The organism is Neisseria sp. HMSC067G12 (assembly GCF_001812725.1).
GTDB lineage: Bacteria > Pseudomonadota > Gammaproteobacteria > Burkholderiales > Neisseriaceae > Neisseria > Neisseria perflava.
Map to the genome: position 1 here is coordinate 194362 of NZ_KV810201.1, position 12381 is coordinate 206742.

The 12381-nt window shown below is 47.6% G+C and carries 10 protein-coding genes; 7 read left to right on the forward strand and 3 right to left on the reverse strand.

Annotated elements, in window-relative coordinates:
• Positions 1-15: 15 nt before the first annotated feature.
• The 3 genes from HMPREF2871_RS05920 to HMPREF2871_RS05930 are packed head-to-tail and all read right to left on the reverse strand — an operon-like array spanning position 16 to position 3061.
• Positions 16-1461, reverse strand: a complete 1446-nt coding sequence (locus HMPREF2871_RS05920; protein ID WP_283126914.1) for an XcbB/CpsF family capsular polysaccharide biosynthesis protein — start codon at positions 1459-1461, stop codon at positions 16-18.
• Positions 1388-2827: an AMP-binding protein gene (locus HMPREF2871_RS05925; protein ID WP_004519078.1), complete on the reverse strand. Its 1440-nt coding sequence runs from the start codon at positions 2825-2827 to the stop codon at positions 1388-1390. Before HMPREF2871_RS05925 ends, HMPREF2871_RS05920 begins: the two co-directional genes overlap by 74 nt.
• A 3-nt stretch (positions 2828-2830) precedes the next feature.
• Positions 2831-3061, reverse strand: coding sequence for an acyl carrier protein (locus HMPREF2871_RS05930; RefSeq protein WP_003747973.1), 231 nt, complete (start codon positions 3059-3061; stop codon positions 2831-2833).
• A gap of 223 nt (positions 3062-3284) precedes the next feature.
• On the opposite strand from HMPREF2871_RS05930, the gene galE reads away from it, so the two are divergent.
• The 7 genes from galE (at position 3285) to HMPREF2871_RS05965 (ending at position 12318) form a co-directional block, all read left to right on the forward strand.
• Positions 3285-4301: a UDP-glucose 4-epimerase GalE gene (galE, locus tag HMPREF2871_RS05935; RefSeq protein ID WP_004519079.1), complete on the forward strand. Its 1017-nt coding sequence runs from the start codon at positions 3285-3287 to the stop codon at positions 4299-4301.
• Positions 4302-4417: 116 nt separating this feature from the next.
• Complete coding sequence (gene rffG / locus HMPREF2871_RS05940; RefSeq protein ID WP_049335785.1) at positions 4418-5485, forward strand: dTDP-glucose 4,6-dehydratase; 1068 nt, start codon at positions 4418-4420, stop codon at positions 5483-5485.
• A gap of 73 nt (positions 5486-5558) precedes the next feature.
• Positions 5559-6425, forward strand: coding sequence for a glucose-1-phosphate thymidylyltransferase RfbA (gene rfbA, locus HMPREF2871_RS05945; protein ID WP_004519082.1), 867 nt, complete (start codon positions 5559-5561; stop codon positions 6423-6425).
• Positions 6426-6478: 53 nt separating this feature from the next.
• Positions 6479-7018: a dTDP-4-dehydrorhamnose 3,5-epimerase gene (gene rfbC, locus HMPREF2871_RS05950; RefSeq protein ID WP_039861926.1), complete on the forward strand. Its 540-nt coding sequence runs from the start codon at positions 6479-6481 to the stop codon at positions 7016-7018.
• A gap of 34 nt (positions 7019-7052) precedes the next feature.
• Positions 7053-9167 (forward strand): capsular polysaccharide biosynthesis protein, encoded by a 2115-nt coding sequence (locus HMPREF2871_RS05955; protein ID WP_004519084.1) that lies wholly within the window; start codon positions 7053-7055, stop codon positions 9165-9167.
• A 136-nt stretch (positions 9168-9303) separates the two neighbouring features.
• The gene (locus tag HMPREF2871_RS05960) at positions 9304-10563 is read left to right on the forward strand and encodes a capsule biosynthesis protein (RefSeq protein WP_049335783.1); all 1260 of its coding nucleotides are present in this window, start codon (positions 9304-9306) and stop codon (positions 10561-10563) included.
• 348 nt (positions 10564-10911) lie between these two features.
• The gene (locus HMPREF2871_RS05965; protein WP_004519087.1) at positions 10912-12318 is read left to right on the forward strand and encodes an SEL1-like repeat protein; all 1407 of its coding nucleotides are present in this window, start codon (positions 10912-10914) and stop codon (positions 12316-12318) included.
• Positions 12319-12381 lie beyond the last annotated feature (63 nt).

Genomic DNA, 12381 nt, shown 5'->3' on the forward strand with positions numbered 1-12381 from the left:
CTATTTACTTCGCATTTAGTTCAGATTAATGTCCGAATCAGTAATATGGATGTCCAACAGCAAATTATTGATAATGGTATTGGACAAGAATACTGTGTTGCCTGAAAAATCTATGTGCTTTTGAATTTTTTCAAAGTCAAACTCACATAATACAACTGTAGGCAATGCTTCTTTCAGCTCTTTAATATCCGGATAAAACTCTGATACTTTAGCCGATGAAATGACCACTTGATTTTCAAGGTTATGATCAATTACATCTGGTAGCTTTTTGAAAGTCTCCAAAATCGGCGTACGGATAGAATGCAGATACAATGGATCTTTGCCACCATAGTATTTATGATTGCCCAAAAATGGGTCGATTGCAAAGGTTTTGTACCCACCAATTAAGCCGTGATATACCGCTCCTGTACCGCCTGATGATGCACCGCAAATGACTACGTTTTTCTTATCTACGCCATAAATATTCATCAGGCTCTTAATGAAACGCTGGATATTGTCTTCGATATTTTCATCAAACTTTGTATTCAACCCGTGACTGCCAAACGCGTCTGATACATCAGCCATACGGATGATGTAAGTATTTGGCATAATGCTGTTGCTGATAAATGGAAATGGGTGGCTATAATAACGGTCAACCATATTCTCATTACTCTTATTGGTATAAGAGAACAACACCAATAGGTTTTTCTTGTTGGCACTCAATACTTTCGGTGCTTCAACAGTATAAATGACATTTTCCAACTCATGGAAAGAGTCTGGGAAATAAGCCAAAAGATCTTTATAACTGTGCTTGTTCACGCGACGGAACACACTTACACCCATTTTGTGTTCAACAGCTAAAAAGCCTCTATTATTTAGCTCATAAACATAATCACTTAGACCATGATTCCGAGCATAGCTTAGGAAAAACTCATTACTGTCGCCTTTAACACCAATGTATTCAACTTCCGGCTTATCCAAGTACTCGGCTAAATTAATGCCCTTATTTTTTTCAACATTCAGGATGTAGCATAATTCGCTGCCAAGATAAATGGAAGTGACTTCTAAAATCTCACTAAATTTATCCTCGATTTTTGCCCAATCGGTTTCAGCAAATTTAAAAGACAATACTGTCTTTTCTTGATTAACCGATTGTGGGTAACTTCCATAAATTTCTGAAATATATTTCAGAAATTTATGGAAGCCGGAAATCTTAGAAATTTTGCTCTTATTACGCTCAATAAAGTTAAAGGTTTGTCCTACTGCCGTATAACTGACGCTGACAAAATAGTCGTTCAACAGAAAATCAAACACTATACTTTGATTGTTATAAATCCAAGCGTTAACCTTTTGAGGATCAATCTTGGCTTTTCGTAAGATGTTTTGCTGAATTTGATATAAATCCATTTTATAAACCCTGCTGATATTTTTCCAACAATGCTTTTTTGTCGGTTTTGTGGTTGGTGCTGACTGGAATTTCATCAATGTGAATAAATTCAGACGGCATCATGTAAGACGGTAAATTTTGTACTAATGCGTCTTTGATCGCCTGAGTATCTGCACTTTGCTTGGCTGTATAGAAACACACCAAACGCAATACTGCGCCTGTGTTGCGTTTCAAAGCCACTACTGCCACATTATCAAAGGCAAATTCCTTAAGGTTAAGGATTTTTTCTTCAATTTCTGAAAGTTCGATACGGTAGCCATTGAGCTTAATCTGCTCGTCTTTACGGCCTTGTACATAGAACAATCCATTTTTTTCAAAACCGTAGTCACCTGTTTTATAAGTACGGTTATCTGCACTGTGTACTACCAAGCGTTTAGCATTTTCAGTTTCGTTGTTCAGATAGCCACGCATCACATGGTTACCGCTAATCCAAATCTCTTCGTCAACAATCTCTAATTTGGAATTAAGCACGGCAACGCCTACAGGCAACTCTTCTTCTGCCGCCAGCATATCAGGTGTAATATCAACGTAAGTTGTTGCTACAGTAGCTTCAGTCGGACCATAGGTATTGATAACACGGACACCGGGAAATTTTTGAAAAATCATATTTACTACTGGTTTGCCAAGTTTTTCGCCGCAGAACAAAAATTCTTTCAAACTCGGTAAAGTAGCTTGACTACATTTAGGGTTAAGCAGCTGCTGCATGGCAAAAGAAGGCGTGGAAACCCAGGTAGTAATTTGTTGTTTGGCCAAAAAATCAATCCAGGTGGCAGGATTAGAAATAGCATCACGACTGTTCATGACAATGCAACCGCCGTAAGCCAAGTTGCCAAAGATTTCGTACATTGACAAATCAAACGCAAACGGAGCCTGATTCATGAATACATTAGGTGCGGCTAAATTAAGCTGCTCTTTCATCCATTTCATCAGGTTAAACACGGCTTCACGACCGATTTGCACACCCTTAGGTGCGCCGGTTGTTCCTGAAGTAAACATGATGTAAGCCAAATCTTTTTCAGCCAGCTCTACTTCTTCGTCAGTCTGCTTTTCAAAAGTTTGCGTTGCCGAACGGTATACAAAGCGTGCTTTCGACAGTTGGCAGATATTGTTCAGACGGCTTTCAGGATAAATACTATCCACCGGAATAAAAGGGATTTTGTTTAATAAGCAGGCATAAATTGCCACTGCAAAATCAATTTCTTTATGGCCGTGCAACACCAGAGGAATGTTTTTGGTAATATCTGCTATGCTTTTGTAAGCCTCGATAAATGCGGCTATTTTTACGCGCAACTCTTCCCAAGAACATTCTTGAGTATCATTAACTAACGCTTTTCCCGAAGTTTGGCTGAAACGGTATTCCAAAAAATCATCAAGATTTTGGAATTCATTTAATTGTTTCATGATTTAGCCTTTGTAATTATTTTCAACATATTGAATGATATTGGCTGAGTTTGCCAAAATATCAACCAGTTGCTCAAACGGCAAATCAACATCAAATTTTTGTTTGATGGCCATAACCAAATCCATTGCGCTCACAGAATCAATAAGTCCTGTAGACAACAATTCTTCATTTGCTGACACTTGTTTTTGTGCAACTTGTGAAATCAACGCCAAAACTTCGTTAGATACTGACATGGTAAGATCCTTTTATTAAAATTGAAATGATAACGCTTTGCACTCTGTGCATAACACTGTGATTATCCCATATTTTTTTACTTTTCAGGTAACTAAATATACAATATCCAAATAAAGCAATCCCTCTTTGACAACACTTACACCAGGCCATCTGAAAGCGTGTTTGTATTTTCAGCCAACCGATTTCACGACTTCCAAACACAATTTTAATTAAGGAAAACCAATGACTATTCTTATCACCGGCGGTACCGGTTTTATCGGTTCTCATACCGTTGTTTCCCTGTTGAAATCAGGCTTTAATGCCGTGATTTTGGACAATTTGTGCAATTCGTCTGCCAACATCCTCCCGCGCTTGGAAAAGATTACCGGCAAGTCTGTGCCTTTTTACCAAGGGGATATCCGTAATCGTGAAGTGTTGCGTCAAATCTTTGCGGAACACGATATTGATGCTGTCATCCATTTTGCCGGCTTGAAGGCAGTCGGTGAAAGCGTGGCCAAACCAATGAAATACTATGACAACAATGTGTCGGGCAGTTTGGTTTTGGCTGAAGAAATGGCGCGTGCCGGCGTATTTAAGATTGCGTTCAGCTCATCTGCTACGGTTTACGGCGATCCGGGTAAAGTACCTTATACGGAAGATATGCAACCGGGGGATACGACCAGCCCTTACGGCACGTCTAAGTCTATGGTGGAGCGCATTTTGACGGATATCCAAAAGGCCGATCCGCGTTGGAGCGTGATTTTGTTGCGCTATTTCAACCCTATCGGTGCGCATGAAAGCGGTTTGATCGGCGAGCAGCCAAACGGTATCCCAAACAATCTGCTGCCTTATATCTGCCAAGTGGCTTCAGGCAAGCTGCCGCAATTGTCGGTTTTCGGCGATGACTATCCTACCCCAGACGGTACGGGTATGCGCGACTATATCCATGTGATGGATTTGGCGGAAGGCCATGTGGCGGCAATGCAGGCGAAAAGCGATGTTTCGGGTGTACACCTGTTTAATTTGGGTTCGGGACGTGCTTATTCGGTATTGGAAATCATCCGTGCCTTTGAGGCAGCCTCCGGTTTGACCATTCCGTTCCAAATCAAACCGCGTCGTGATGGCGATTTGGCCTGTTTCTACGCCGATCCCGCCTACACCAAAGCGCAGACCGGTTGGGAAACCAAACGCGATTTGGCGCAGATGATGGAAGACTCATGGCGTTGGGTCAGCAACAATCCAAATGGCTACGACGATTAAGTTGACCTGATACAGGCCGTCTGAAAGAGATGTTTTCAGACGGCCTCTTTATCTGAAAAACACACTTTCTGTCTGCTATAATCCGTTTATATTATTTTGACTATCCTCTGAAACTTATGAAAAAAATCCTTGTTACCGGCGGCGCGGGCTTTATCGGTTCTGCCGTTGTCCGTCATATTATCCAAAACACCCAAGACTCTGTCGTCAATGTCGATAAGCTGACTTATGCCGGCAATTTGGAATCTTTGACTGAGGTAGCCAATAATCCTCGCTATGCTTTTGAACAAGTGGATATTTGCGACCGCGCCGAACTCGACCGCGTATTCGCACAACACCAGCCTGATGCCGTGATGCACTTGGCTGCGGAAAGCCATGTCGACCGCTCTATCGATTCGGCAGGCGAATTTATCCAAACCAATATCGTCGGTACATTCAATCTGCTTGAAGCAGCCCGCGCCTACTGGCAACAAATGCCGTCTGAAAAGCGCGAAGCCTTCCGTTTTCACCATATTTCTACCGATGAAGTCTATGGCGATTTGCACGGCACAGACGATTTGTTTACCGAGACCACGCCATACGCGCCGTCCAGCCCCTACTCTGCTTCTAAAGCGTCCAGCGACCACCTCGTCCGTGCATGGCTGCGTACTTACGGTTTGCCGACCATCGTAACCAACTGTTCCAACAACTACGGCCCTTACCATTTTCCGGAAAAACTCATTCCTTTGATGATTCTGAACGCGCTTGACGGCAAACCGCTGCCCGTTTACGGCGACGGTATGCAAATCCGCGACTGGCTGTTTGTCGAAGACCACGCGCGCGCGCTGTATCAGGTTGTTACCGAAGGTGTTGTCGGCGAGACCTACAATATCGGCGGCCACAATGAAAAAGCCAATATTGAAGTCGTCAAAACCATCTGTACCCTGCTGGAAGAGCTTGTTCCTGAAAAACCGGCCGGCGTGGCACGTTATGAAGATTTGATTACTTTCGTACAAGACCGTCCCGGCCATGACGTACGCTATGCCATCGACGCTGCCAAAATCGGCAGGGAGCTGGGCTGGAAACCTCAAGAAACATTCGAATCCGGCATCCGCAAAACAGTGCAATGGTATTTGGACAACAAAACCTGGTGGCAAAACGTATTGAACGGCAGCTACCGTTTAGAGCGTTTAGGCACCGGAAAATAAGTTTTCAGACGGCCTGTTCCCATATTAGGCCGTCTGAAAATCACGCAAACACACACTACTCAGGAGAAAACCCATGAAAGGCATTATCCTTGCCGGCGGCAGCGGCACTCGCCTCTACCCCATCACGCGCGGGGTATCCAAACAGCTGCTGCCCGTGTACGACAAGCCCATGATTTACTATCCCCTGTCCGTATTGATGCTGACAGGAATCCGCGATATTTTGGTCATTACCACGCCTGAAGACAACGCCTCTTTCAAACGCCTGCTCGGCGACGGCAGCGATTTCGGCATTTCCATCAGTTATGCCGTGCAACCCAGTCCGGACGGCTTGGCACAGGCATTTATCATCGGCGAAGAATTTATCGGCAACGACAATGTTTGCTTGGTTTTGGGCGATAATATTTTCTACGGCCAATCATTTACGCAAACATTGAAACAGGCCGCCGCCAAGACCCACGGCGCAACCGTATTCGGCTATCAAGTCAAAGACCCCGAGCGTTTCGGCGTGGTTGAATTTGACGAAAACTTCAACGCCCTGTCTATCGAAGAGAAACCGCAACAGCCCAAATCCGATTGGGCGGTAACCGGCTTGTACTTCTACGACCAACGCGTCGTCGAGTTCGCCAAACAAATCAAACCGTCCGCCCGCGGCGAATTGGAAATTTCCGACCTCAACCAAATGTATTTGGAAGACGGTTCATTGTCGGTTCAACTTTTAGGACGCGGTTTCGCATGGTTGGACACCGGCACCCACGAGAGCCTGCACGAAGCCGCTTCATTCGTCCAAACCGTACAAAACATCCAAGACCTGCAAATCGCCTGCCTGGAAGAAATTGCTTGGCGCAACGGTTGGCTTTCCGATGAAAAACTGGAAGAGCTGGCGCGCCCGATGGCGAAAAACCAATACGGCCAATATTTGCTGCGCCTGTTGAAAAAATAATGTTTGAGGCCGTCTGAAACTTTTCAGACGGCCTTTAGATGAAAGATAAAACAATGAACATCATTGATACCGCCATTCCTGACGTAAAACTGCTTGAGCCGCAAGTCTTCGGCGATGCGCGCGGCTTTTTTATGGAAACTTTCCGCGACGAGTGGTTCAAGACCCAAGTCTGCGACCGCACCTTCGTGCAGGAAAACCACTCCAAATCCAGCAAAGGCGTATTGCGCGGCCTGCACTATCAAACTGAAAACACACAAGGCAAACTCGTGCGCGTGGTTGTCGGCGAAGTATTCGACGTGGCCGTCGATATGCGTAAAGACTCCCCTACTTTCGGCAAATGGGTAGGCGAGATCTTGTCTGCAGAAAACAAACGCCAACTGTGGGTACCCGAAGGTTTCGCTCACGGCTTCTATGTACTGAGCGATGAAGCCGAGTTCGTCTATAAATGCACAGACTATTACAACCCCAAAGCCGAACACTCGCTGATTTGGAATGATCCGACCGTCGGTATCGACTGGCCGTTGCAAGGTGAGCCGAACCTGTCGCCTAAAGACTTGGCAGGCAAAGTATTGACCGAAGCAGTCACGTTTTAAAAAGTTTTAAAAATAATTCAGGCCGTCTGAAAGAATGTTCCTCTTTTCAGACGGCCTACAATCCATTAATAACAATAATCGACGAAAACGCATTGTGAAAAACGCCTACATTCCCTCTCGCGGCATCCGCAAAATCCCCCATCTCTCCACCCTATTGCCTGAGTTTCATATCTGCAAAGACGGAAAAGGTGCAGAGACTGTTGTCGGCTGGGGTTTGCGCCCGACGACACACAAAGCACGTGCTTTTGCCGCCGAACACCAGCTTCCCTTTATTGCGTTGGAAGACGGTTTTTTACGCTCGCTCGGACTGGGTGTCGCCGGTTATCCGCCCTATTCCATCGTCTATGACGACATCGGCATCTACTACGACACCACACGTCCTTCGCGTTTGGAACAACTGATTCTCGCCGCCGATACCATGCCGTCTGAAACCTTGGCTCAGGCGCAACAGGCGATGGATTTCATCCTGCAACACCACCTGTCCAAATACAATCACGCGCCCGAGCTTTCAGACGATCATCCTTTACACTCCCCATCCAAACCCGAAACCATCCTCATCATCGACCAAACCTTCGGCGATATGGCCATCCAATATGGCGGCGCAGACGCCTCTACGTTTGAACTGATGTTTCAGACGGCCTTGAATGAAAACCCGCAAGCCGATATCTGGGTAAAAACCCATCCCGATGTTTTGTGCGGCAAAAAACAAGGCTATCTGACCCAACTGGCGCAGCAACACCGCGCCCATCTTTTGGCAGAAGACATCAATCCGATTTCTTTGTTGCAAAACGTCGATAAAGTTTATTGCGTTACCTCGCAAATGGGTTTTGAGGCGCTTTTGTGCGGCAAACCACTGACCACCTTCGGCCTGCCGTGGTATGCCGGCTGGGGCGTAAGCGACGACCGCCACCCACAAATCGGCAGCCTTGTTCAAACCCAACGCCGCGCCCGCCGCAACTTGCTGCAACTCTTCGCAGCAGCCTATCTGCAATACAGCCGCTACCTCAACCCCAATACCGGCGAAGCAGGCAGCCTCTTTGATGTTATCGACTATCTGGCAACGGTCAAACGCAAAAACGACAAATTGCGTGGAGAGTTGTATTGCGTCGGCATGTCTTTGTGGAAACGCGCGGTTGCCAAACCGTTCTTTAACGTACCCTCATGCCGTCTGAAATTTATCTCCTCCACCCAAAAACTGGCAGGGGTCAAACTGTCCGACGATGCACGCATCCTAGCTTGGGGCAACGGCAAAGAGGCCATCGTCCGTTTTGCCGAACAACATAATATCCCCCTGCTGCGCATGGAAGACGGCTTTATCCGCTCGGTCGGACTCGGTTCTAATTTAGTGCCACCGCTGTCGCTCGTTACCGACGATATGGGCATTTATTTCAATGCCGAAACCCCGTCACGTCTTGAACACATCCTCCAAAACCAAAACTTCGACGACCAGGACTTTCAGACGGCCTTGAAGCTGCAAAAAATGCTGACCGAAAACCACATCAGTAAATACAACGTCGGCAGCTCAGACTTCACGGTCCCGTCAACCAACAAAACCGTAATCCTCGTTCCCGGCCAGGTTGAAGATGATGCGTCTATCCGCTACGGTTCGCCCCAAATCTATCGCAATCTGGATCTGCTCCGTACCGTACGCGAACGCAATCCCGATGCCTATATCATCTACAAACCGCATCCAGATGTAGTCAGCGGTAACCGCATCGGCCATATTTCCCCTGAAGATACGGCACGATATGCCGACCAAACCGTCGAACAAGCCGATATCCTGACCTGTCTCCAATACGCAGACGAAATACATACCATGACTTCGCTGACTGGTTTTGAATCCTTGTTGCGCGGCAAAAAAGTCAGCTGCTACGGTCTGCCTTTTTACGCAGGTTGGGGACTTACCCAAGATCTGCTCCCCATTCCGCGCCGCAGCCGCAGGCTTGAGCTTTGGCAGCTGATTGCCGGCACGCTCATCCACTACCCCGACTATATCCATCCCGAAACCCATCAGGCCATTAATGCGGAAACCGCTGCCCAAATCCTGATACGACAAAAAAATATGCAAAAAAACAACAACGGATTACATCGCGGGTACTTTGCTAAAAAATTAGGTAAAATCAAACAACTATATCGATCTTTCAAATAAACACCATCAAAGTTAACAATGCGTCATAAACCAGCTTCAATTGCGGCATCATTGCCTTTGCATCGTTAATACGCTTGGCGTATGCTTGAAAGTTCAACTCAAAACTATTACATAAAAAACAAAACCACATTGCGACATGAAACAGACCGTCCTCAAAAACAACCTGCAAAACCTGCTTGAAAGCGCAGAAAATATCCTGCTGCTTCAAAGTCCTGTCGGCGATTTTTTTCTGCGCCTTGCCAATTGGCTGACTGAAAACGGCAAAACCGTACATAAATTCAACTTTAATGCAGGCGACGACTATTTTTATCCGCCCACTCAAGCTCATACCGTTGTTTTTAACGACAACTACGATGCCTTTCCTGAATTTTTGCAAGAATACATCGTTCAACATCACATCCAGGCGGTTGTCTGCTTTGGCGACACACGCCCTTATCACGTCATTGCAAAACGCATTGCAAACGAAAACCAAGTCGGTTTCTGGGCGTTTGAAGAAGGTTATTTCCGCCCCTACTACATCACCTTAGAAAAAGACGGCGTCAACGCATTTTCCCCGTTACCGCGCCGTGCCGACTTTTTTTTGGAACAATTCCCCAAGCTGGCACAGCAAGAATACAAAGCGCCGACGCCGGTACGCGGCGGGTTTATGCCCATGGCCAAAAACGCCGTCCGTTACTATATCGAATTGTTCCGCAACCCGAACAAGTACCCGAACTACATCCACCACCGCGCATCCAATGCCGGCCATTACCTCAAACTGTGGTCGATCTCCATCCTCAAGCGTTTGAACTACTATATTGAAGACATCCAAATCGCCAAACGCGTGGAGGCGGGCAAATACGGCAAATTTTTTATTGTTCCCTTGCAGGTATTCAACGACAGCCAAGTCCGCATCCATTGTGACTTTTCCAGCGTCCGCAGCTTCCTGCTCCATATTTTGGCCTCCTTTGCCGCGCACGCGCCTGCCGATACCAACCTCATCATCAAGCATCATCCGATGGACCGCGGCTTTATCGACTACTCGCGCGACATCAAACGCTTTATCAAAAAACACCCCAAACTCAAAGGCCGTATCACTTACGTCCATGATGTCCCCCTGCCCGTTTTCCTGCGCCACGGCCTCGGCATGGTTACCATCAACAGCACCAGCGGCCTGTCCGGCCTGATTCACAATATGCCAGTTAAGGTTCTCGGCCGTGCCTATTATGATATTCCCGGCATAACCGACCAAAATACCTTGGCAGAATTTTGGAATCATCCGACACCGCCTGACAGCGACCTGTTCCATGCCTACCGTATGTACCACCTCAACGTGACCCAAATTAACGGCAACTTCTACAGTCAGGTGTTTTTCCCCAACAAAGACACATCCGACTCTTCCATACCGACAACCTGACTTAGCGAAGGAAAGTTCAGGCCGTCTGAAAATATTTCAGACGGCCTGAAGCAATCAATACCTTGGCTACTTCCATGTAAATCAAACACAAAAACCTGCATTTATCATTAACAATAAATTACAAAGACAGTATAATGACCGAGCTGTCATGAGCGCATACCGACTCAAGCTGAGCCTTTTGTAACACACAAAATATGGATGCCCCTAGGCAAAACAATATAACAAGCTAAGCATCCTAAAGATAAGCCAGCAAAACTATGCCGAGCAATATTTTTACAAAGCCCTCAACCGGTATCGCCGCCCATATGCCACAGCATCCGTCTTCCACTTTATATCCGCCCGCAAACCATGACCGCCGCTCCTGATATCCTCTACCGGCAAGCCGCCGCCCTTTTGGAACAATCCCATACCGCCCAAGCCCTGCCCCTGTTGCAACAGGCGGCAGAGCAGGGTTATGCGGAAGCTGCTTTCGCATTGGGCAACCATCTGCTGCAAAACGGCCAATTGGAGCAGGCACTTTCATGGTTGGAAGCCGCCGCTGCCCAACGCCACCCCATGGCACTCTTCACCCTGCTGCAACAACGCGAATACAACGGCACCCCGACCGGACAGCTTCTTAACGAATACGCCTGGCTGGGTGAGCAAGGTCACCTCGAAGCCCAATTAATCCTCATGCGTTACCACGCACAGCGCAATGATCCACAATCCCTCTACTGGGCGGAGCTTGCCGCTGCCCGATATGCTGCGCCTGCGTATTACCATCTGGCACGCCATCATCAACGCCAAGGCGACGTTGAAACAGCCATCGAACAATACGAAAAAGCGGCCACGCTCGGTGTGACTGCTGCCTGCTGGCAACTCGGTCAAATCTACTTCTACGGCACAGGCGTCAGCCACAACCACGCACAAGCCGAACAATATCTCGAACAAGCCGCGCAAGCCGGCCACATCGCCGCACAAACCCTGCTGGCCGACCTTCTTGCCGCCCAACGCAAACCCGAAGCCTTAGAATGGTATCGTCGTGCCGCCGATAAGGAACAAGCGGAAGCACAGGCCAAGCTGGCCCAATACGCCCTGACCGGCGAACTTTCCGAACGAGACCCGTTCCAAGCGGCACGCTACGCCAAAGCCGCTGCCGAAAAAAACCATCCCGAAGCCCTGAAAATCATGGGCGACCTCTACCGCTACGGCCTCGGCATCAAAGCCGACAACCATATCGCGCACGATTACTACCACCGTGCCGCCACGTTAGGTTCTGCCTCCGCGGCACAAAAACTCATCAGCGACGCCGCACTGTACCATCCGCAACAATACGAACAAATCAAAACAGCCGCCCTGCAACAGCAACAAATCGGAACCATCTACCGTTTGGCGGAAGCACAAGCCCACGCCATCGGTCGCTACGCAGACTACAATGCCGCGCGCAAGAATTACATGGAAGCAGCCGAATTCCACCATAAAAACGCGGCGGCAGCCTTAGGCCGCATCTACCATTACGGCCTCGGTACGGCGCAAGACCCTCGGGCGGCCGCCCACTGGTACGCAATCGCAGCCGAACAAAACCACCCTTCCGCCCAATACCACCTCGCCTGTTTTTACTATCACGGGCAAGGTGTCGGCTGTCATGTTCCGACCGCCTGCTACTGGCTGCAGGCCGCCATCAGCAACGGCCACACTTCGGCCGAATCATTAACATCCCTATTAGAACAATGGCGCCGCGAAGTGCACCATGCCATCGGTCAAAAGGCCGTCTGAAAATATTTACACTCGCATTTTTTGACAATCTTTAACTATTCCCCTAATATTTGCCAGTTATTT